The 22247-nt window shown below is 55.0% G+C and carries 22 protein-coding genes; 13 read left to right on the top strand and 9 right to left on the bottom strand.

What is annotated here, in order from left to right; all coding sequences use genetic code 11:
* Positions 1 to 13 precede the first annotated feature (13 nt).
* Complete coding sequence (locus ACQKLP_RS22630) at positions 14 to 214, top strand: DUF2267 domain-containing protein (RefSeq protein WP_126244204.1); 201 nt, start codon at positions 14 to 16, stop codon at positions 212 to 214.
* A 113-nt stretch (positions 215 to 327) separates the two neighbouring features.
* Here the strand turns inward: ACQKLP_RS22630 and ACQKLP_RS22625 are convergent, their stop codons facing one another.
* Entirely contained in the window at positions 328 to 903 is a 576-nt protein-coding gene (locus tag ACQKLP_RS22625) for a cupin domain-containing protein (RefSeq protein ID WP_427325246.1), read from the bottom strand.
* Between the two features lie 2 nt (positions 904 to 905).
* On the bottom strand, positions 906 to 1781 hold the full coding sequence (locus ACQKLP_RS22620) for a c-type cytochrome (protein WP_427325245.1): 876 nt from the start codon (positions 1779 to 1781) through the stop codon (positions 906 to 908).
* Between the two features lie 95 nt (positions 1782 to 1876).
* On the opposite strand from ACQKLP_RS22620, the gene ACQKLP_RS22615 reads away from it, so the two are divergent.
* A complete protein-coding gene (locus ACQKLP_RS22615; RefSeq protein ID WP_427325244.1) occupies positions 1877 to 2368 on the top strand; it encodes a helix-turn-helix transcriptional regulator in 492 nt (163 codons plus the stop codon).
* Positions 2369 to 2634: 266 nt separating this feature from the next.
* On the opposite strand, the gene ACQKLP_RS22610 is transcribed toward ACQKLP_RS22615, so the two are convergent.
* From ACQKLP_RS22610 to ACQKLP_RS22585, 6 genes are all read right to left on the bottom strand, one after another.
* Complete coding sequence (locus ACQKLP_RS22610; protein WP_427325243.1) at positions 2635 to 4263, bottom strand: NADP-dependent glyceraldehyde-3-phosphate dehydrogenase; 1629 nt, start codon at positions 4261 to 4263, stop codon at positions 2635 to 2637.
* Positions 4264 to 4582: 319 nt separating this feature from the next.
* Positions 4583 to 5725 carry an acyl-CoA dehydrogenase family protein gene (locus tag ACQKLP_RS22605; protein ID WP_427325241.1) on the bottom strand — a complete coding sequence of 381 codons (1143 nt, stop codon included), beginning with the start codon at positions 5723 to 5725 and terminating at the stop codon, positions 4583 to 4585.
* Between the two features lie 15 nt (positions 5726 to 5740).
* Positions 5741 to 6244, bottom strand: a complete 504-nt coding sequence (locus ACQKLP_RS22600; RefSeq protein WP_427325239.1) for a ComEA family DNA-binding protein — start codon at positions 6242 to 6244, stop codon at positions 5741 to 5743.
* Positions 6245 to 6505: 261 nt separating this feature from the next.
* A complete protein-coding gene (locus tag ACQKLP_RS22595; RefSeq protein WP_427325237.1) occupies positions 6506 to 7270 on the bottom strand; it encodes an MBL fold metallo-hydrolase in 765 nt (254 codons plus the stop codon).
* Positions 7267 to 7641 (bottom strand): hypothetical protein, encoded by a 375-nt coding sequence (locus ACQKLP_RS22590; protein ID WP_427325236.1) that lies wholly within the window; start codon positions 7639 to 7641, stop codon positions 7267 to 7269. The genes ACQKLP_RS22595 and ACQKLP_RS22590 overlap by 4 nt, the downstream gene beginning before the upstream one ends.
* 19 nt (positions 7642 to 7660) lie before the next feature.
* On the bottom strand, positions 7661 to 9214 hold the full coding sequence (locus ACQKLP_RS22585; RefSeq protein WP_427325235.1) for a response regulator: 1554 nt from the start codon (positions 9212 to 9214) through the stop codon (positions 7661 to 7663).
* Positions 9215 to 9373: 159 nt separating this feature from the next.
* Between ACQKLP_RS22585 and ACQKLP_RS22580 the strand changes: the two genes are divergently transcribed.
* The 11 genes from ACQKLP_RS22580 (at position 9374) to ACQKLP_RS22530 (ending at position 20334) form a co-directional block, all read left to right on the top strand.
* Entirely contained in the window at positions 9374 to 10600 is a 1227-nt protein-coding gene (locus ACQKLP_RS22580; RefSeq protein ID WP_427325234.1) for an HD domain-containing protein, read from the top strand.
* Between the two features lie 92 nt (positions 10601 to 10692).
* On the top strand, positions 10693 to 11748 hold the full coding sequence (gene lpxD / locus ACQKLP_RS22575) for a UDP-3-O-(3-hydroxymyristoyl)glucosamine N-acyltransferase (RefSeq protein ID WP_341841620.1): 1056 nt from the start codon (positions 10693 to 10695) through the stop codon (positions 11746 to 11748).
* Between the two features lie 32 nt (positions 11749 to 11780).
* Positions 11781 to 13193, top strand: a complete 1413-nt coding sequence (locus ACQKLP_RS22570) for a bifunctional UDP-3-O-[3-hydroxymyristoyl] N-acetylglucosamine deacetylase/3-hydroxyacyl-ACP dehydratase (RefSeq protein WP_341841621.1) — start codon at positions 11781 to 11783, stop codon at positions 13191 to 13193.
* A 9-nt stretch (positions 13194 to 13202) separates the two neighbouring features.
* A complete protein-coding gene (gene lpxA, locus ACQKLP_RS22565) occupies positions 13203 to 14003 on the top strand; it encodes an acyl-ACP--UDP-N-acetylglucosamine O-acyltransferase (protein WP_298707709.1) in 801 nt (266 codons plus the stop codon).
* The gene (locus ACQKLP_RS22560; protein WP_427325233.1) at positions 13987 to 14607 is read left to right on the top strand and encodes an ABC transporter ATP-binding protein; all 621 of its coding nucleotides are present in this window, start codon (positions 13987 to 13989) and stop codon (positions 14605 to 14607) included. The genes lpxA and ACQKLP_RS22560 overlap by 17 nt, the downstream gene beginning before the upstream one ends.
* 44 nt (positions 14608 to 14651) lie before the next feature.
* Positions 14652 to 15983 (top strand): MFS transporter, encoded by a 1332-nt coding sequence (locus ACQKLP_RS22555; protein ID WP_427325231.1) that lies wholly within the window; start codon positions 14652 to 14654, stop codon positions 15981 to 15983.
* 3 nt (positions 15984 to 15986) lie between these two features.
* Entirely contained in the window at positions 15987 to 16826 is an 840-nt protein-coding gene (locus ACQKLP_RS22550) for an MBL fold metallo-hydrolase (protein ID WP_341841624.1), read from the top strand.
* Between the two features lie 23 nt (positions 16827 to 16849).
* The gene (locus tag ACQKLP_RS22545; RefSeq protein WP_427325230.1) at positions 16850 to 17293 is read left to right on the top strand and encodes a hypothetical protein; all 444 of its coding nucleotides are present in this window, start codon (positions 16850 to 16852) and stop codon (positions 17291 to 17293) included.
* A gap of 42 nt (positions 17294 to 17335) precedes the next feature.
* The gene (locus tag ACQKLP_RS22540; RefSeq protein ID WP_427325229.1) at positions 17336 to 18898 is read left to right on the top strand and encodes a helicase HerA-like domain-containing protein; all 1563 of its coding nucleotides are present in this window, start codon (positions 17336 to 17338) and stop codon (positions 18896 to 18898) included.
* A 12-nt stretch (positions 18899 to 18910) separates the two neighbouring features.
* The gene (locus ACQKLP_RS22535; RefSeq protein ID WP_427325228.1) at positions 18911 to 19282 is read left to right on the top strand and encodes an SdpI family protein; all 372 of its coding nucleotides are present in this window, start codon (positions 18911 to 18913) and stop codon (positions 19280 to 19282) included.
* A gap of 5 nt (positions 19283 to 19287) precedes the next feature.
* A complete protein-coding gene (locus tag ACQKLP_RS22530; protein WP_427325227.1) occupies positions 19288 to 20334 on the top strand; it encodes a Gfo/Idh/MocA family oxidoreductase in 1047 nt (348 codons plus the stop codon).
* A gap of 5 nt (positions 20335 to 20339) precedes the next feature.
* Here the strand turns inward: ACQKLP_RS22530 and ACQKLP_RS22525 are convergent, their stop codons facing one another.
* On the bottom strand, positions 20340 to 22244 hold the full coding sequence (locus ACQKLP_RS22525; protein WP_427325226.1) for a RecQ family ATP-dependent DNA helicase: 1905 nt from the start codon (positions 22242 to 22244) through the stop codon (positions 20340 to 20342).
* Positions 22245 to 22247: the final 3 nt, after the last annotated feature.

Raw genomic sequence — 22247 nt, 5'->3', positions numbered from 1 at the left:
AAAATTTGTCCAGATGCAAGAGCTCATCCAGCAAGTGAAAGATAAAGCCGGCGTTAACGACGAGCAGGCCGTAAAAGCCATCGAAGCCGTAAAAGATTTCGTGAAAAGCAAGCTGCCCCCCATGATCGCGGGCAACGTAGACGTGTGGTTCGCCGGAATGGCAGGCGGCGCCCAACCCAAAAAGCCGGACGCCGCTGAAGATTTCCTGGATTAACAACGGTTAGGCCGCGCGGCGGATGCTGCGGCAAGCGTCAGACACCAGGCAATAAATGAAATCACGCGAATTCTGCGCGGCAGACACTAGCAACAATAACATATTCATCGTTTTTATACAGAGGCGCTTCCGGGCGCCTCTGCCTGTTTATAATAATGTTCCAATTCCTTTACGGCCCCCTTCCTCCGTGCCCTCCTGCCCAGGTACCTGAACAACCGGCTTTGCAACCAGTAAGGCATAAATGGCAGGTAGGTTTCCCCAATGTCCAGCAGCACCGCGAGGTGGCCGAATTTCAAGGGTATGCCCTTCTTGTTTACCTTTCCGTCCGCCGCCAGGCCATAGGCGATCCGCAACGTATCCTCAAACCCGCGCGCCGGCGAAATGGTAACCCGGAACGTCACCGGCTGTTTATTGCTGGGGTTGAAGAAAAGGTGACGAACATATAACGCGACATCCGCCGTTCCACCCCTACGCAGGTACAAAATTTCTTTTCCCACCTGCAACCCCAGCTCCCCTTCCACCACCTCGAAATGCTCGAAATAAGTCGTGTGGTAATGCAAGCCGTTCTTGCCGCCGGGCGCCAATTCCACTTCCACCGTCACCCGCTCACCGCCCGTTTCCGCCGCCGTTTCCAGGAAAGTGACCTTGTCGCCTATTATCGGATTGTATATCGTTCTTGGAAGGGCCATAGTTACAGGGTTTTTAAATATCTGTACAATGCGGTCAGCTCCTCGTCCGAATACTGGCTCGTCATCTGCCAGGGCATGTCGTCGTTCTTCAAAGCGCGGCCGTCGGGCGTATTGCCGGTCCGCAGCACGGCGATGAATTCCTTTTCCGACCATTTGCCGACATTGCCCGAAGGTGTGATGTCCCGCACGAAAACGCCGCCGGGTATGGGGCTTTCGCCGCCTTTCAGGTTGGGCTTGTGGCAGCCGGTGCAGGACATGGAAAGATATTGGCCGTATTCGGCGGTAGGTCCTTTCGCTACCGGGGCTCCCGGCCGCCAGGCGTGATCGATTTTTTCCGCGGGGATGAGGGGCAACTGTCCGATGCCGGAAAGCACCGTGCCGAGAGGCCCCAGGCTGGGCGCGGCCGTTTCGTTATCGCGCGGGGTGGCGGATTTGAGATAGGCGATCAAGCTGCCGAGGTCGGCATCCGTCATTTTGTAATACTCGTACGAAGGCATGACCAGCAAAGGTTTCCCGTCTTTCCGGATGCCGTGGCGCAACGCCAGCAACCAGTCGCGGTCCGTGTAATCTGCCGGCCGGCCGCCTTTGCCGCGGGTGAGGTTGGTACCGTATATTGTGCCGATGGGCCCTTCGTCGAGGAATTTTTTTCCGCCGAGATCGGCACCATGACAGTCTCCACAACCCCGCGTTGCGTAGATATGCGCACCATCCGCTATGGAGGCGGAATCCGAAGGAATATCGAACATCCGTACTTCTACGCTGTAGATTTTGTCCCTACTATTTTTCACCATGATATGCATGATGAAATAAAAAATAAGTACCCCGGTAATCAGAACGGCGATGATCCCGCCCGTCCATTTCAGTATTTTCCGCAACATGAGATTGATTATTTTTGTGACATCAAAAGTACGTGCCACTACAACCCCAGGTGGTACGCGAAACGGATAATACTATACGATAAACGGATTACGTTATGACCCCAAAAGCTTCAACAACCGCGCAGGACGCGGTTTCCACGCATGCATTCTTCATGGACCACGCTACCGTGGCCGAACCTGATTTCGCAGGAGACTGGGATCCCCTGCAGGCATTGCTTCACTTTCAAACGAAGGCCGTGCCCGGGCGTATCATTCCCCCGGCCGATGTTTCGCGCCTGCAATCCGTGAAGGATTTCCTCCGCGAACATTTCCTCGACCCGCACCTGAGCCTTAATTTTCTCTGTCGCCGTTTCGGGCTCAATGAATTCAAACTGAAAAAAGGATTCAAGCAATTATTCGGCAACACCGTGTTCGGGTACGTGCAGGAAATGCGGATGAAAACCGCGCGCCGGCTCATCATCGAAGAAAAAAGAAATGTGAATGAAGTGGCCGACTTCCTCGGCTACAGCTCGCCCAATCACTTCTCCGCAGCATTCAAGCGGCTGTACGGCTTTCCGCCGGCGAAGCTGAAGGCCTGGCAAATGTGAAGGTGTAGTGATGAAAAGAAATACAGCGAAACTCCTCCAGGGGCAAAAATAAAAACCGCCTCAGAGTGAGGCGGTTTCTTTTTGGAGTAAAATTTTCTCGATCTTTCTTAATGTTTAGGTTGATAAATTGGTAAGGAAAGTAATTAACTCAAATTTAACTTTCTGTTATCAATTTTCCATCACACTAAGGTGTAAATATTCAAAATAATGTAAAAAAAAGCGATCGTAATCACTAAGTTATGCGATAACAGCGCTTTTACAGTTGATTAAAATATATACTTTGTCGATAAAAAGTTCGAAGATTGGGCACTTACGATCTCATTTATGAGCGCTTTGTTCTCTTCGGTCTGTTTTGTAGCCACCAAAGAGCGGATGGAAAACGTGCGTAGCGCATCGAAAACGGAGAGCGTTGCTTCCGCGGAATCCTTTCTGCCGGTGAACGGAAAGATATCCGGTCCTCTTTGACATTGGCAATTGATATTGACGCGGCTCACCTGGTTCACCAGCGGATCGATCAGCGAAGCCAGCTCTGCCGCGTCGTTCGAGAACACGGCCACCTGCTGGCCATGGTCTGCTTCGATGAGGTAGCGGATGGGCGTTTCGATATCGTCGAACGGCACCACCGGGATCACCGGGCCGAATTGCTCCTCGCGGTAGAGTTTCATTTTTTCATTGACGGGATACACGATGGCGGGGTACACGAACGATGCGTTGGCCGCGCCGCCGAAGGGATTAATCACCTTTGCGCCGTGGGCCACGGCATCCGCCACGCAGCTCTGGAGGTAGCCCGGTTTCTGTGGCTCCGGCAGCGGCGTGAGGAACACGTCTTTTTCCCAGGGCATCCCGGATTTGAGCTGGCCGACGGCCGCCGTCATCTTCTCCAGGAAAGCCGCTGCCACACTGCTGTGCACGTAAATGATCTTGATGGCGGTACAACGTTGGCCATTAAACGAAAGCGATCCCAGCACACATTCTTTCACGGCGAGGTCGATGTCGGCTTTTTCGGTGATGATCGCCGCGTTCTTGGCATCGAGGCCCAGGATCGCGCGGAGGCGGTTCACTTTCGGGTGCATTTTCTTCAGCTGGTTGGCCACTTTGCTGGAGCCGATGAGCGTGAGCACGTTGATTTTCCCGGATTCCATGAGCGGCGCGATAATCTGGTTGCCGCGGCCGTAAATGGTGTTGACCACGCCCGCCGGGAAACAGTCGCGGAATGCCTCGAGCAGCGGAAAATGCAACAGGGTGCCGTGTTTCGGCGGTTTGAACAGCAACGTGTTCCCCATGATGAGCGCGGGAATGAGCGTCGTGAAAGTTTCGTTCAGGGGATAATTGAACGGCCCCATGCACAGCACCACGCCGAGCGGACTGCGGCGAATCTGCCCGATGATGCCCTGTTCGATGGCGAAGGAAGACGATTTGCGGTCGAGGTCCTTCAGCGCATCGATGGTTGCGTGGATGTATTCTACCGTGCGGTCGAACTCCTTCACGGAATCGGTGTAGGATTTACCGATTTCCCACATGATAAGCTTTACCACTTCCTGTTTTTTGGCGATCATGCGGCCGGTGAATTTTTCCACGCAGGCGATACGCTCGACTACCGACATGGTCGGCCATTCTCCCCTGCCGTCTGCATAGGCCGCCACGGCGGCGTTGAGGGATTCCATGGCCTCGTCGGGCCCGCATAAGGGGTACGACCCGATCACGCGGCGCTCCAGGCCTGTGGGGGTTTTGACGCAGATAGGCGATAACACGGTGTGCACGTCTCCGTGCCAGTTTTTCATAACGCCGTCAGACAGATAGCTCCGTTGGTGGATTTCCCCCGGCAAGTCGTACTCCGCCGGAATAGCGGAAGCCTCGGGAAAGAGGTGATTCAATTGGTCTTCTAAGGTTGTCATATGTCAGGATTAATGGATCGCAATTTATGAAAGTTAACATTAAAAAGTAATGAAATCATTCTCAACAAATTGTAAAATTGCAATCGATTGATTATATCTTTCCAGGGGTGTATTGGAAAAGGAGATACTGCGGTAAAATAGTATGAGGATGGGGTAATATTGATAAATGGGGCCGATGGAGGGAGGCCCCCCTGCCGGAAAATCCATCCCAAAAATTATGTGAAAACCCGCGCAACGAGGCGCATCCGCGGTAAAACCGCAGCGGCCGGCCCCTGTGGGAGCCAGCCGCTGACTATGAGTTGACCTTTTACTTTTACTGTCAGGATTTGAGGACTTCCCGCGCGATGACGATCTTCTGGATCTCGCTCGTACCCTCGCCGATGGTGCATAGCTTCGCATCGCGGTAGAACTTCTCCACCGGGAAATCTTTCGTGTAACCATATCCCCCGAAAACCTGCACCGCTTCATTGGCTACGGACACCGCGACCTCAGAAGCGTAGTATTTGGCCATGGCAGCCTGTTTCGTCATGGGTAAATGCTTGTTCTTCATATCGGCCGCCTGCATGGTCAGCAGCTCCGCCGCGGCGATCTGCGTAGCCATGTCTGCCAGTTTGAAGGAAATTCCCTGGAAACTGGAGATGGGTTTATCGAACTGGTGGCGCTCCTGCGAATACTTCAAAGCCGCGTCGTAGGCGCCTTTCGCGATACCGAGCGAGAGCGCGGCAATGGAAATGCGCCCGCCGTCGAGCACTTTCATCGACTGGATGAAGCCGTCGCCTTCCTTGCCCAACATGTTCCCCGCCGGGATGCGGCAGTTATCGAAAATCATTTCGGCGGTTTCGGAAGCCCGCATGCCGAGTTTGTTTTCTTTCTTTCCGCCACTGAAACCGGGCGTTCCGCGCTCCACCACGAAGGCGGTCATACCATGGCTGTCGCGCACCGCGCCCGTTCTGGCGATCACTACGGCCACGTCCCCGCTTTTCCCGTGGGTGATCCAGCACTTAGTACCATTGATGACCCATTCGTCGCCCTCTTTCTTCGCCGTGCATTTCATGTTCATGGCGTCCGACCCGGTGTTCGGCTCCGTAAGGCCCCATGCGCCAATCCATTGGCCCGACGCGAGTTTGGGCAGCCATCGCTGTTTCTGTTCTTCGTTCCCGAATTGCAGGATATGCCCGGTGCACAAGCTGTTATGCGCAGCCAGGCTCAGCCCTACCGCACCGCAAAGCCGCGCCACTTCGCTGATGACCGTCACATATTCCAGGTAACCAAGTCCCGAGCCGCCATAGGATTCCGGCACGAGCACGCCCATCAGCCCCAGCTCGCCCATGCGGTGAAACAGGTCTGCAGGGAATGTCTGCGATTCGTCCCACTCCATAATATGCGGCTGGATGTTCGTTTTCCCGAAATCTTTGATCACCTGGGCGATCTGTTGTTGCATGTCCGTTGGCTGAAAGTTCATAACCTGAAATACGTTTTAAGGGGCGATTAAGTATTTTTCAATTTTACGATAAATGGAGTCATTCACCAAAGGCAATGCCTTTAGGTCGCTCACCTGCCTGAAACGCCCGTTGGCACTACGATATCGTATGATAGCACGGGCCAATTTCGTGTTGATGTATGGATGATCGGCCAAAGATTTTTCATCTGTCTCGTTGACATCGATCTTTCTTAGAGATTCATCACCCAGTCGTAAATAAGGTTGAATTTTTTTAAATACGGAATCGGGCAAACCATAGGTTTCACCTACTTGTATGACGCTGTGGAAGCCGCCGAGGCGGTCCCGGAACCGCACGATCCGCCCCGCATACCCCGCGCCGATGTATGGCAAACGTTCCCATTCCGCACTGTCTGCCGCATTGATCCGGACCACCGGCGGCGGTTTCCGTTCCCAGGATTTCTTCCATGCTGTATCGCGCTGCCAGGGTTTGCGAAATGCACTGTCTTTGCGATAGGATTTACCTTTCCAGCTGGCGCGCATACTGTCGTACCGCCGCGTTCTTTCGCGCGCCCCTTCCGCCAGGAGCCCCGCTACCGCGCGCTCCGCCTCCGCCATGCCCAGCGTATCCGCAGGTGGCGGCAATGGGCGGACGTGCAACCAGACGACCGGTACACATTGGAAAACTACGATGAGGATTAAAAGGCAGGCAATGCCCTGCCGTTCCCGGCGGGAAAAATCAAAAAAAGAATCCGGCACAAACAATGGTTTTAATGAGTGCCGAATGTACTTTTTTTTTTTCGATCACAAAATTATTTCGAGACCATCATAAGCCAGGTGCATCCCTTCGGGCAGCGTAGGGTCTACTTCCGCATGCAACCCAAGCTGGTGGCTGATATGCGTAAACAGCACCTGCGGCACTTCCAGTTCCCGGCCCAGCTCGATCGCTTCGTCGAGCGTGAAATGGGAGATATGTTTTTCGCGGCGCAGCGCGTTGAGCACAAGCACTTTCGAGCCGCGGACCTTTTCTTTTTCCTCCGGGGCGATGAAATTGGCGTCGGTAATGTAGGTGAAGTCGCCGAAGCGGAAGCCCAGCACGGGCATCTTATGATGTAAAACGTTGACGGGCGTGAATTTCAGGCCGTTCACCATAAAATGCTCATCCCCGATCGTTCTTAAATTCAGTTCGGGAATACCGGGGTATTTGAAATCGGCGAACGCGTAGGAGAATTCGCGCATGATCACGTCCTGCGAATAATCCGAAGCGTAAATATCGATGGGTTGCTGCTGGAAATAGTTGAAGGCGCGGATATCGTCCATCCCGGCGATGTGATCTTTGTGGGAATGCGTGATCACCACAGCTTCCAGCCGCTTCACCTGTGCGCGGAGCATCTGGTAGCGGAAATCGGGCGTGGTATCGATGACGATATTGCCGGCTTTTTCGTCGGAGATGAGGATGCTGGAACGGAGGCGGTTGTCTCGCGGGTCTGAAGAGGCGCAAACGTTGCACGGGCAGGCGATGACCGGCACGCCCTGCGAGGTGCCCGTACCGAGGAAGGTTACTTTCACGGCTGCGGGGTTTCCGGGTTTTCGTCAGTGATCCCTTCTTCGGCCTCGCCTTTACCGGCCTCGTTTTCCGGCGCTTCTTCCTTAGCGGCGGCAGCGGCCATTTCGGCGCGGCTGTCGAGCACCTGGCGGTAGAGCTTCTGCGATTCCGGCGTGAGGAAACCTTCTTCCAGGGCGATGGACGGCAGAATGTCGAGCAGGGTATTGATACGGCCTTCCACGTTCAGGAATTTGTTCACCACCACTACTTTCTTGTGTTCCAGGATGCAGTAGCCGGAGTTGAACGTTCCCTTTTCGTAGCGAATGATATATTTCGCCTCGTCAAAAATCTTCTCCAGCTTCGCCAGGTTGGCGGGGGTACTCTTCAGGTTCATATGTTCTCCCGTTGTTTAGCTATTTGCTCACCATCTTCGCCACCGGCACGATCATCTCTTCGAGCGAGATCCCGCCGTGCTGGAAGGTGTTGCGGTAATAGTTCACAAAAAAATTATAATTGTTCGGATAGCAGAGGTATCCGTCTCCACGGGCAAAGATATAAGAAGAATTGACATTCGGCCGCGGCAGCCCGGCATCTTTCGGGTCGCGGAAGGCCAGTACTTCCTTGGGATCGTAGTTCAGGTTGCGGCCGTGCTTGTATCGCAGGTTGGTGGTGGTCTGCTTGTCGCCGATCACTTTCACCGGCGTTTTCACGCGTACGGAACCGTGGTCTGTAGCTATGATCAGGTTGATCTTCTTGTCCGAAATCTTCTTCAACGCCTGGTGGAGGGGCGAATGCTCGAACCAGCTGGCGGTGATGGAACGGTAGCTCACTTCGTCGCCCGCCAGTTCTTTCAGCACTTCCATTTCCGTCCGGGCATGGCTGAGCATGTCCACGAAGTTATAAACGATCACGTTCAGCGGATAGTTCAGCAGGTTGTGCATATTGTTGACGAGATGCTGGCCGTCTGCATGATGCACCACTTTCGTATACGAGAATTTCGGGTCCATTTTGAGGCGGGCCAGCTGTGCGGCGATGAATTTCTCCTCGTGGAGGTTTTTGCCGCCTTCTTCGTCGTCGTTCTTCCATTCATCGGGGAATTTCGCTTCGATGTCTATCGGCAGCATACCGGAAAAAATGGCGTTGCGGGCATATTGGGTGGATGTGGGGAGAATGCTGTAAAAGGTGTCTTCCTCCACTACCCGGAACGATTCGGTGAAGATGGGCTGGATGGCTTTCCACTGGTCGTACCGGAGATTATCGATAAGGATGAAGAAATTGGGGACGGAAGGGTCGAGCAATGGCAGCACTTTCTTCGAGAAGAGGGTGTGGCTCATGATGGGCGCGTTTTTGGCGCCGGGGGCCACCCAATCCGCGTAATTCCGGGCGATGAATTTGGCGAACTCGGTGTTGGCTTCGGATTTCTGGGACTGGAGCACTTCCAGCATTTCGGGCGCGTCGGATTTCGCCATTTCCATTTCCCAGTACACGAGCTTTTTGTAGATATCGGCCCATTCTTCGTGGTTCGGATTATCGTTAAGCGCCATGAACAGCGTCCGGAACTGTTGCTGGTAGGCCGTTGTGGTTTTTTCCGCCACGAGGCGCTTGTTATCGATGATTTTCTTGAGCGACAGCAATACCTGGTTGGGGTTGACGGGTTTGATGAGGTAATCGGTGATCTGGGACCCGATGGCCTCGTCCATGACATTTTCCGCCTCGTTCTTCGTGATCATGACCACGGGTATCTGCTGGTTGATCTCCTTGATCTTCCCGAGGGTTTCGAGGCCGGTGATGCCGGGCATCGACTCGTCGAGCAGCACCACGTCCACGATGTTGTCGCGGAGGAATTCCAGCGCGTCGTACCCGTTGGTGAGTGCGGAAACGTGGTAACCTTTATTTTCCAGGAAGATGATCTGCGATTTGAGGGAATCAATCTCATCGTCCACCCAGAGTATATTGATTTGATTCATGTATACGAATTACGAATTTATTTAGAATATATTGGCAAATATTTAGATACGGTCAAAAATCGTACCCATGCGGTGTAAAAACGCCGGGGCGGGGCTTTCCCATCAGCAAAAGTTAGCGCGGATGGCGTAGATTTGTACCGATCGATATAAAACGACCGAATGACTGACCGAAAACGCAAGATTGTGAACGACCCGGTGTATGGGTTTATAACAATCGATCATCCATTGATATTCAGCCTCCTGTCGCACCCCTACTACCAGCGGCTGCGGCGGATCCACCAGATGGCGCTGGCGCACCTGGTGTACCCGGGCGCCATGCATACCCGTTTCCATCACAGCATGGGGGCGTATCACCTGATGAGCTGTGCGCTGGCGGAGTTGAAGGGAAAGGGGGTGGAAATATCGGAAGAAGAGGAAGTGGCCGCGAAAATGGCCATATTATTGCATGATGTGGGGCATGGGCCTTATTCCCATGCGCTGGAGCATACGCTGGTGGAGGGTGTTTCCCATGAGGAGATTTCCCAGCTGCTCATGCAGACGCTCAACCGGGAGATGGACGGCGCGCTGGACCTGACTTTGGAGATTTTTAACGACCGGTATCATAAAAAATTCCTGCATCAATTGGTTTCCAGCCAGTTAGACGTAGACCGGATGGATTACCTGAGCCGCGACAGCTTTTACACGGGCGTTTCGGAGGGGGTGATCTCGTACGACAGGATCATCAAGATGCTGACGGTGGCCGGCGGGGAGCTGATGGTGGAGGAAAAAGGGATTTATTCCATCGAGAAGTTCATTGTGGCGAGGCGGCTCATGTACTGGCAGGTGTACCTGCATAAAACGGTGCTGAGCGCGGAAAACATGCTGGTGCGCGTGCTGATGCGGGCCAAAGTGCTTGCGGGGCAGGGCGTGGAGCTGTTCGGTTCCCCGGCGCTGCGGTACTTCCTGTACCGGCGGGTGGGGCGCCAGGAGTTCGGGCACGACCCCGAGGTGCTGGCACAGTTCTGCCTGCTGGACGATTACGACATCATGGGCGCCATCAAGGTGTGGGCGGGGCATGAAGACAAGACGCTGGGCACGCTGTGCCGCTGGCTCGTGAACCGCCAACTTTTCAAGGTTACGCTGCGGAGCGACCCGTTCAGCGCGGCCGAAGTGGCCGGGCTGCGGGAAAAAGCGATGCAGGAACTGGGGCTTTCCGCGGAGGAAGCGGAATATTTCGTGTTCACCGACGCGGCCAGCCTCAAGGCGTATGATGCTGAAGATGAAAAGATTAACATATTATATAAGGACGGCAACGTGCGGGATATTTCTTCCATCGACAATGCCCTTGTATCGCATACTTTGGCAAGACCGATAAAAAAATTCTACATTTGTCATCCAAAATTCTAGGCTAACAACGTTTTACACGAACTTAACATGTTAGTGAATACGGTAATATTATCCGGAGGCGGCCTGGAAGGTAACATTTCAACATTATAACTATGCAATTCAGCGCATTACAGCTGGCTACCATATTGAACGGTAAGCTGGAGGGGGACCCGGAAGTGAAAGTGCACAATATCGCCAAAATAGAAGAGGCAGGGGACGGCATGTTAAGTTTCATCGCCAACCCCAAGTACGAAGAATTCATTTACACCACGCAGGCTTCCATCCTCATCGTGAATGATACCCTGGAGATCGACCGGCCGGTGAAGCCCACGCTGATCCGCGTGAAAGACGCGTACAGCTCCTTTGCGCTGTTGCTGGAGAAATACCAGCAGCTGACGGGTGCGGGCAACAAAACCGGCATCCAGCAGCCTTCCCACGTTCCGGCCACCGTAAAAATGGGCACCGGCGTGTTTATCGGCGCTTTCGCCTATCTTGGCGAGAACGTACAGCTGGGCGATAACGTGAAGATCTACCCCGGCGTGTACCTGGGAGACAATGTGAAGATCGGTTCCGGCTCCGTGCTGTACCCCGGCGTGAAAGTGTACGACCATTGCGTGGTGGGCAACCGCGTGATCCTCCATGCCGGTTGCGTGATCGGCGGGGACGGGTTCGGGTTTGCGCCGCAGGCAGACGGTTCCTATAAAAAAGTGCCCCAGGTGGGCAACGTGGTGATCCACGACGATGTGGAGATCGGCGCGAACACGACCATCGACCGGGCAACCATGGGCTCCACCGTGATCCTTTCCGGCGTGAAGCTCGACAACCTCATCCAGATCGCCCACAACGTGGAAATCGGCCAGAACACCGTGATCGCGGCGCAATCGGGTATTTCCGGCAGCACCAAGATCGGGCGGAACTGCGTGATCGGCGGGCAGGTAGGCATCGTGGGGCATATCCAGATCGCAGACGGTACCCGGATCAACGCACAAAGCGGATTGTCGAAATCCATCACCACGCCCAATACCGCCCTTACCGGCTCCCCGGCGTACGATTATAAAAGTTCACTGAAAAGTCAGGCAATTTTTAGAAATTTGCCGGAATTGGAAAAGCGGGTCAAAGAGCTTGAAGATATGGTGAAGCAACTGCTGGCGGAAAAAGCCGGTGTTTAAATAATTAAATCGAAACTGAATACGTAGCTATAATGATGGACACTCAGCAACAGAACCAGCAGACCCTGAAAGGTCCCGTGACCATTTCTGGCGTTGGTTTGCATACAGGAGCGCATGTGAACATGACCCTCAAGCCGGCAATGCCCGGTTTCGGCATAAAATTCCAACGCATCGATCTGCCGGACCAACCAATCGTTAAAGCGGATGTGGACTATGTGGTGGATACCGCCCGCGGCACTACGCTCGAGCACAACGGCGCCCGCGTAAGTACCGTGGAGCACATCCTCGCCGCCCTCGTAGGCATGGGGGTAGACAACGTGCTGATCGAGCTGAACGGACCGGAAATCCCCATCATGGACGGCTCTTCCCTCCCTTTCATCGACCTCATCGAGGAAGTGGGCATCCAGGAACAGGAAGCCAAAAAGATCTGGTATTCCATCGACACCAATATCAACTATTACGATGAAGTGAAGAAAGTGGAAATGTCTGCCCTTCCGGCGCCGGACTACCGCATCACCACGCTCATCGACTTCAATTCTCCCGTGCTCGGCACCCAGCACGCCAACCTGAAGAGCCTGGCCGATTTCAAGAAAGACATCGCGCCGTGCCGCACGTTCGTGTTCCTGCACGAGCTGGAATACCTGCTGGCCAACAATCTCATCAAAGGGGGAGACATCAATAACGCCATCGTGGTGGTAGACCGCGCCGTGAGCGAAGAAGAGCTGAACAGGCTCGCCAAGGCTTTCGACCGTGCGGAAATCTCCGTTCACCAGCGCGAAGGCATCCTCAACAACGCACAGCTTCACTTCCCCAACGAGCCCGCGCGCCACAAGCTGCTCGATATCGTGGGAGACCTCGCCCTGATCGGTTACCCCATCAAGGCGCATATCATCGCCAACCGTCCGGGGCACGCATCCAACGTGGAGTTTGCCCGCAAGATCAAGGCGTATATCAAGAAGAACAAGCATAACCGCGACGTTCCCATCTACGATCCCAACCAGCCCGCGATCTACGACATCAACCGCATCGTGAAAACCATGCCGCACCGTTACCCGATGCTGCTGGTAGACAAGATCATCGAACTGAGCGATACGCTGGTGGTAGGCATCAAGAACGTCACCTTCAACGAGCAGATCTTCCAGGGGCACTTTCCCAACAACCCGGTAATGCCCGGCGTACTGATCTGCGAAGCCCTGGCACAGGTAGGCGGCATCCTCGCCCTCAACCCGAAGCCGGACCCGGAAAATTACGATACCTATTTCCTCAAGATCGATAATTGCAAATTCAAGCAAAAAGTGATGCCCGGAGATACCATGGTACTGAAAATGGAGCTGCTCAGCCCCATCCGCAGAGGCCTGGTGGAAATGCGCGGAACCGCTTTCGTCGGCAATAAAGTAGCCGCGGAAGCAGACATGGTTGCTCAAATTGTAAAACGCGAAGGATAAAATAACAGCATGATTCACCCGCTCACATACATCCACCCGGACGCCAAAGTTGCGCCCAATGTAAAAATCGATCCTTTTACCGTTATTCATAAAAATGTCGAGATCGGGGAAGGCACCTGGATCGGTTCCAATGTGACCGTCATGGAAGGTGCCCGCATCGGCAAAAACTGCCGCATCTTTCCCGGAGCGGTGATCGCCGGTATTCCGCAGGACCTCAAATTCGAAGGCGAGGAAACCATCGTGGAAATCGGCAACAACACCACCATTCGCGAGTATGTGACCGTTAACAGGGGCACCAAAGACCGCTGGAAAACATCCATCGGCAATAACTGCCTCATCATGGCCTATAGCCACATCGCGCACGATTGCATCATCGGCAACAACTGCGTGTTCTCCAACAACACCACCCTCGCCGGGCACATCACCATCGGCGACCACGTGGTACTGGCGGGCATGGTAGCCGTTCAGCAGTTCTGCAAAGTGGGCAACCACGCCTTCGTGACCGGCGGCTCCCTCGTCCGTAAAGACGTGCCGCCATACGTGAAAGCCGCCCGCGAACCGCTGTCGTACGTCGGCGTCAATTCCATCGGGCTCAAGCGCAGAGGGTTCTCGCTGGACAAGATCAACCACATCCTGGACATCTACCGCATCCTCTTCGTGAAAGGCAACAATATTTCCAAAGCCATCCGCATCATCGAAGCCGAATTCCCCGCCACGGACGAAAGGGACGAAATCCTTTCCTTCATCCGCGACTCCGGCCGCGGCATCATGAGAGGATACAGCACCCGGGCGAATGACGATCTCGCTTAACCAGGTCGGAAAACGGTATAACCACGACTGGATCTTCCGTCGTTGCACCCATACTTTCTCCGGCACGGGCGGCTCCGCCATCCTCGGGCCCAACGGCTCCGGCAAAAGCACCCTGCTGCAGATCATCAGCGGCCATCACCATCACAGTGAAGGCAAACTGGAATACTTCTTCAACGATCAACTGCTCCCGCAAGACCAGTTCTTCCGCCATTGCGCCATCGTAGCCCCCTACCTGGAAGTGGTGGAAGAACTGACCCTGCAGGAATGCTTCGAATTCCATCTTCAGTTCAAATCCTTCCTCCCCGGCTTCAAACCCCGGGAAATCGCCGGCATCGTGGGCCTCGACGCCGCCTGGCACAAACAGGTAAGGCACTTTTCCTCCGGCATGAAGCAGCGCGCCCGCCTCGCACTTGCCATCTTCTCTGACGTCCGCGCCCTGCTGCTCGACGAGCCCTGCACCAATCTCGACGCCGCCGGCATCAGCCTCTACCAGCAGCTGATCCGCGAATACGGCGGCAACCGCCTGATCATCGTTTCCTCCAACGACCCCGCCGAATACAGCTTTTGCCAGGAACAAATCCGGATCAGCGACTACAAGCAATAAATTTGTACTTTCAGGGCGTCATTGTGAATGATTAAATTCTCCCTATGAGCATTCCGAACAAAAAAGTCGTGAACGGATGGGCCATGTATGACTGGGCCAATTCCGTGTACAATCTCGTGATCACGACCACTTTCTTTCCACTTTACTTTATTTCCATCACCAACGCCGAATTCGGCGGCGACGTGGTCGATTTTTTCGGCTGGAAACTGAAGAACTCCGTCCTGTACGATTACGCACTGGCCTTCGCCTATCTCCTCATCGCGTTCGCCATGCCCATCCTCGGCTCCATCGCGGATACGCGTGGCAATAAAAAGAACTTCCTCCGCTTCTTTACATACCTCGGCGGCCTTTCCTGCATGGCGTTTTTCACTTTCACCACCCATTCCTCGCTCGAGCTGGCGGTACTGTATTTCGTACTGGCCACGGTGGGGTATTGCGGTGGATTGGTGTTCTATAACTCATACCTGCCCGAAATTGCGCCCATCGAATTGAGGGACCGGGTATCGGCGCGCGGATACTCCTTCGGGTATATCGGCAGCGTATTGCTGCAAATCATAGGGTTCGCACTGGTATTGGGTTTCGACGCCATGCAACTCCCCGGCGACCTCGCCCCCAGGATCACTTTCCTCCTCGTAGGGCTCTGGTGGATCGGGTTCGCGCAGATCCCGTTCGTCCGCCTCCCAAAATCACAGCCTTCCATCGAAGATCATAAGGGCAGCGTCTTTTCCGACGGTTTCGCGGAATTGAAAAAAGTCTACGCGCAGGTACGCCGGATGCCAGTGCTGAAACGTTTTCTCAGGGGATTTTTCTTTTACTCCATGGGCGTGCAGACCGTGATGATGGTAGCCACGATCTTCGGACTGAAGGAACTGAAAATGCCGCAGACCAACCTCATCGGCTGCGTGGTGATCATCCAGCTGGTGGCGGTGCTCGGTGCCTGGGGCATGGCAAGGCTCTCGGAACGGTACGGCAACTTCCGCATCATCATGCTGACGGTTTTACTGTGGATCGGGATTTGCCTGGCCGCCTATTTCATGACCACGGAAACGCAGTTCTACTTCCTCGCCGTGGGCGTAGGGCTCGTAATGGGCGGGATCCAGTCGCTCAGCCGCTCTACCTATGCCAAGCTGATCCCCGAAACGAGAGACACCGCATCCTTCTTCAGCTACTACGACGTAACGGAAAAGATCTCCATCGTGATCGGGCTGTTCAGCTTCGGGTACATCGAGCATCTGACCGGCGATATGCGGACGTCCGTGCTTGTTTTGACAGGGTTCTTTCTCATAGGGCTTCTCTGGGTTTTCTCCGCCTTGCAGAAACAACGTAGCTTAGCAGCAGCGGAAAAATCCGCGGCTTATGAAACCGAAACTATCTGACGCATGAAATTACACACGATCAATACCGGTCTTTTCAAGCTCGACGGCGGCGCCATGTTCGGCGTTGTGCCCAAGAGCATCTGGAACAAACTCAACCCGGCAGACGATAACAATATGTGCTCCTGGGCCATGCGCTGCATGCTGGTGGAAGACGGCAACCGGCTCGTGCTCATCGATAACGGCATCGGCAACAAACAGGACGCCAAATTCTTTTCCCATTACTTTCTGCATGGAGACGATACGCTCGACAAATCGCTCGGCGCACTGGGCTTCCATCGCAACGATATCACCGACGTTTTCCTCACCCACCTGCACTTCGACCATTGCGGCGGCAGCATCGAGCGCGAGGGCGACAAGCTCGTGCCCGCGTTCAGGAACGCCACGTACTGGAGCAACGAAGCCCACTGGAAATGGGCCACGGAGCCGAACGACCGCGAAAAAGCATCGTTCCTCCGCGACAACATCCTCCCCATCCAGCAAAGCGGCCAGCTCAAATTCATCGACCAGCAGGACGGGATCGCGTTCACCGACCACATCCGGGTGCGTTTCGCCTACGGCCATACCGACGCCATGATGCTCCCCGAGATCCGGTACAACGGGCATACGATCGTCTACATGGCCGACCTGCTGCCGTCCACCGGCCACATTCCCCTCCCCTATGTGATGGCGTACGACATGTTCCCGCTCACTACGCTGGAGGAGAAAAAACGCTTTCTCATGGAAGCCAACGAGCGCAATTACGTGCTCTATTTCGAGCATGACCCCGTGGTGGAATGCTGCACGCTGCAAAGCACCGAAAAAGGGATCCGCGTGCAGGAAACCTTCCCGCTCAGCAACCTCTAACCGTTAAACCGAAACATAAGCATATGAACATCTTACGTACGCTGCCCGTTGCCGCAGCCCTCTTTATCACCGCATGCCAGGGCGGGAACACCAATTCGCAAGACGCTACCGCGGTACAGGACTCCCTCGCCATCGATTCCCTCAGCACGGAAGTGATGGCCATTCACGACGAAGGCATGGCCAAAATGATGGTCATCCGCCGCCTGCGCACCCGCGTCACCGAAGTCACCGATTCCCTCGGCAAAGCCAAGGCTGACACCGCTTCCTATCACGCCGCCGGCGCCCTGCTCGACAGCGCCAACAGCGCCATGAACGCCTGGATGCACGGGTACGACATGGAACTGGCCGATAAAGACAACGCACAGAAAAAAGCCTACCTCGAATCCGAGAAAAAGAAAATCAGCGAAGTGAAAGACCTCATGCTCAAAAGCATCGACGACGCCAAAGCTTTGCTGAAAGAACAATAAAATCGATCCATCAAACCGCTATCTTCACGTAAACAGATCGCTATGTCCAAGCAGGAAGATTTCTTACAATACATCAACAACGGATACACGTTCAAAGGAGAACGTTTCAAACTTGGCTGCGCCATGCTCGACGGTGAGGTGATCGCCGGGGCAGACGTTTACCTTCCCCTCAAAACCCTCAACCGCCACGGCCTCATCGCCGGCGCCACCGGTACCGGTAAAACCAAGACCCTCCAGGTGATCGCCGAAGGCCTCAGCGACGCCAGCGTGCCCGTGTTGATGATGGACATCAAGGGAGACCTTAGCGGCATCGCCGCCCCCGGCACCTCCAACGCCAAGATAGCGGAGCGGTATGCCAAGATCGGCGGAACATGGACGCCCTCCGGTTATCCCGTGGAACTGCTCACCCTCAGCCACGAAAAAGGCGCGCGCCTCCGGGCCACCGTCAGCGAATTCGGGCCCGTGCTCCTGTCCAAAATCCTGGAGCTCAACGATACGCAAGCGGGGCTCGTGGCCATGATCTTCAAATATTGCGACGATAATAAACTGCCGCTGCTCGACCTGAAAGACTTTAAAAAAGTGCTTCAGTTCGTGAGCGACGAAGGCAAAAAGGAACTGGAAAAAGACTACGGCAAGATTTCCACCACTTCCACCGGCACCATCCTCCGGAAAGTGATCGAACTGGAGCAACAGGGCGCCACGGTGTTTTTCGGCGAAAAATCGTTCGAGGTAGACGATCTCATGCACATCGGCGACGACGGGCGGGGAATGATCTCCATCGTTCGCGTGGCCGACATCCAGGACCGCCCGAAACTCTTTTCCACCTTCATGCTCAGCCTGCTGGCCGAGCTCTATGCCACGCTCCCGGAAGAAGGGGATATGGAAAAGCCGAAGCTGGTCATGTTCATCGACGAGGCACACCTTATTTTCCAGGAAGCCAGCGATGCGCTGCTGCAACAGATCGAAACGATCGTGAAGCTCATCCGCTCCAAAGGCGTCGGTATTTTCTTCTGTACCCAAAACCCCATGGACGTTCCGGCGTCTGTACTGGGACAACTGGGCCTGAAGGTGCAGCACGCCCTGCGCGCATTCACGGCCAACGACCGTAAAACGATCAAACAGACGGCGGAGAACTATCCCTTGTCGGATTTCTATAAAACCGACGAACTGCTCACCCAGATCGGGATCGGCGAGGCGCTGGTGACCTGCCTCAGCGAAAAAGGCACGCCCACGCCGCTGGCCGCCACCATGCTCACATCGCCGCGTTCCAGGATGGATATTCTGAGCGATGGGGAGATAGACGACCTGGTGGCCAAATCCAAACTGGTACGGAAATACAACCAGGAGATCGACAGCGAAAGCGCCTACGAGATCCTTACCGCCAAACTGGAAGAAGCCGCCGAAAAAGCGAAGCAGGAAGAAGAAGAGAAACCCGCTGCGAAAGGCCGGCAGAAAGAAGAAAAAGGCCTGCTGGAATCGGTCCTGACCAGCTCCGCCGCCAAACAGGCCGGCCGCACCGCCGCCAATATCATTACGAGAAGCTTGCTGGGCGCGTTGGGACTGGGCGGAAGAAGCAGCAAGAAAAAAGGATCAAGCTGGTTTTAAAAAACTTGCGCCATGGCATTGATTATCCTGTTGATCGGAACGATTTTTACGGTGATGGGATGGATTTTCGGAAAGTTCCCACCGAAAAACATCAATCCCATCTATGGTTACCGCTCACCCCGGTCGAAAAAGTCGCAGGCGGCGTGGGACGCGTCGCAAGTCTACTCCGCCCGGATCATGCGGAACACGGGCATGGGCATACTTGCGCTCAGCATCCCTGTCTGGCTCACCAGCGGCATGGAACTGCAATACGTCCCCGAAGTCTGGATCATCGTGCTGCCGTTGCTGTTCAGCGTTGTGCCGGCGGTGATCATCATCCTGCAGACGGAAAATTTCCTGAAGAAAAACTTCGATAGCAGCGGCAATCCAATAAAAAACAACTAAAAGATATGTCAACACCCATCAAAACCGGTCTTTGCTCCTACGGCCACAGCGGATACGCCTTCCATGCGCCGTTCCTGCACGTGCATCCCGGCTTCGAGCTGACGGCGGTGACCGAACGCTCCAAACACCTCGCGCAGCAGCGTTATCCTTATGTAAAGATCTATCCCGACGTGATGAGCATGATCGGCGACCCGTCGCTGGAGCTCATCATCGTCAACACACCGAACTATTCCCATTACGAATATACCAAAGCCGCGCTGCTGGCCGGTAAGCACGTGGTGGTGGAGAAGCCGTTCACCGTTACTTCCGCCGAAGGCGAAGAACTGATCGAACTGGCCAAAAAACAACAAAAACTCATCATCGTATATCAAAACCGCCGCTACGACAGCGATTACAAAATCGTTCGCCGGGTGGTGGAAGAAGGGCTCATCGGCGATGTGCTGGAAGTGGAATTCCACTACGACCGGTTCAAGGAAGAACTGAGCTATAAAAAACACAAGGAAGCCGCTTCGCCCGGCACCGGCGTGCTGTACGATCTCGGGTCGCACCTGATCGACCAGGCGCTGACCATTTTCGGGATGCCCGAAGCCGTGTTCGGCGATGTACGCATCATCCGCCGGGAATCTGTGGTAGACGATTATTTCGAACTGCTGCTGTATTATCCTTCGCTGCGGGTGCGCCTCAAATCGAGCTATCTCGTGAAAGAAGCCCTCCCCGCCTACATCCTGCATGGCCGCAAGGGCTCGTTCATCAAAAGCAAGTCAGACATCCAGGAGGCGCTGCTCATGAAAGGCGTGCTGCCCGATACGCCCGATTGGGGCGCGGAAGCTCCGGCAGAATGGGGCCTGCTCCACACCGAGAAAGACGGTAAAACGGTGAAGGAATTCCTGCCCGGCGGCAATGGCAACTATCTTGATTTCTACAAAGGCGTGTACGGTGCCATCCGCGAAGGCAAGCCCAATCCCGTTACGCCCGAAGAAGGACTGAACGTGGTGAAGGTGATCGAAGCGGGATTCCGCAGCAGTGCGGAACGCCGTGTTGTGACGCTGTAATTTTTTCAGGGCTTCGCCGCGAAGAGCAACCCGTCTCCATCGCGCAGTACGCAGCCTTCGGCGATGAGGAATTGCAGGGTATCGAGTATCCTGCTTTCCTCCGCGTCGAGCTTTTGCATGAGGTTTTGCATGCTCGACTTTTCACTCAGCGCGGCCAGGATGGCTTTCGCCAGTTCGCCGAACTCCCCGGCCTTCAGTTTCCCCCGGTCTTCCTTCACGCATACATCGCAGACGCCGCATCTTTCGGCGTCTTTTTCCCCGAAATACCCCACCAGCTGGCGCGTCCGGCAAACATCCGCGTTTTGCGCATACTTCGTGATGGCGTTGATCTTCGCTTCCATGACCTTTTTCCTTTGCGCGAGGCGCTCCATATCGATGCGGAGCTGCTGCGCGCGGGGGCGCTCCTGGAGGAACGACAGCTGTGGACTGTCTTTCCGCGGGTAATACCTGACCACGGCCTGGCGGTGCAATTGTTTGAGGTTGTCCACGATCTCGTCTTCCGTGCAGTTGAGGATGCGCGCGAGTTGTTTTTCGAAGATTGGGACGGGCATATCGAGAATCCCCTGGTAAGTGCGCAGGAGTGATTTGATGAGTTGATCGAGGCGGGGATTGATGTTTTCGTATTCGAAAAGCGTTTCGCGGTTGGTGATGATTTCCGCTTTGGAGGGCATGTACACGCTTTCACTGAGCTGCCATACGCCCTCCTGCTCGATGACCTTGATGGCGCTGTGCGCCACGGTGACGTTGAGCTTGAACCGTTGCACGAATTCGTTGAAATCGAAATCGAAATATACGCCTTCCACGCCACCGGCGGGCGCCTGCAGGTAGTTCACCACGGCCTGGAACACTTCGCGGATGGTGTCGAGGTCGGGGAATTGCAGTTCGAGGCGGGCTTTCATCTGCTCGAGGTCGTTTTGCGTGTAGAGCAATATGGCGAAGGCTTTCTGCTCGTCGCGCCCCGCGCGGCCCGCTTCCTGGTAATAGGCTTCTATGCTGTCGGGCACGTCGGCATGCACCACGAGGCGGACGTCGGGCTTATCGATCCCCATTCCGAAGGCGTTCGTGCAAACGATGACGCGGGTTTCGCCCTTGATCCAGGCGGATTGACGGGCGTTGCGCTCTTCGTTCGGAAGGCCGGCGTGGTAATAGTTCGCTGAAATCCCCTGGGCCTGGAGCAGCCCTGCCAGCTCCTGCGTCTGGCGGCGGTTGCGGCAATAGACCACCGCGGTGCCGGGCACCCTGTCGAGAATGGCACGGATGCGCGCGGGCTTGCTTTCCTCTTCCAGCACGCTGTAGGAAAGGTTGGGCCGTGCGAAGGATTTGATGTAGATATTCGGGGCGCGCAGTTGCAGCTGGATACAGATATCTTTCTGAACGGCGGGCGTGGCGGTTGCGGTGAGCGCGAGGATGGGCGCGTTGGGGAATTGATCGCGGATAGTGGCGATCTGCAGATAGGCCGGCCGGAAATCGTACCCCCACTGCGAAATGCAATGCGCTTCATCCACCGCGATCAGCGTCACGGGCAATACTTCGCAATACCACAGGAATCGGCGGCTCTGGAGCCTTTCCGGCGAAACGTAGAGGAACTTGATATCGCCTTCCCGCGCCATCGCCAATACTTTTTCCACATCCTTCCCCATCATGCCCGCATAAATTGCGAACGCCGGAATACCCCGCTTGTTCAGGTTTTCCACCTGGTCTTTCATCAGCGCGATGAGCGGCGTCACCACGAGGCAAAGCCCCTCGCGCATCATGGCGGGCACCTGGAAGCAGATCGACTTCCCGCCGCCCGTAGGCAGCAGCGCCAGCGTATCTTTCCCCGATGCCACCGCCTCCACGATTTCTTTTTGCATGGGGCGGAATCCGGAATATCCCCAGTATTGCTGTAATATTTGCTGTGCCGTAGACATGTG

This window comes from Chitinophaga sp. NPDC101104 (assembly GCF_050277495.1).
In the GTDB taxonomy this organism is placed as follows: Bacteria; Bacteroidota; Bacteroidia; order Chitinophagales; family Chitinophagaceae; genus Chitinophaga.
The sequence above is the reverse complement of the archived record's forward strand: the minus strand, read 5'-3'. Positions and strand labels throughout refer to the sequence as shown.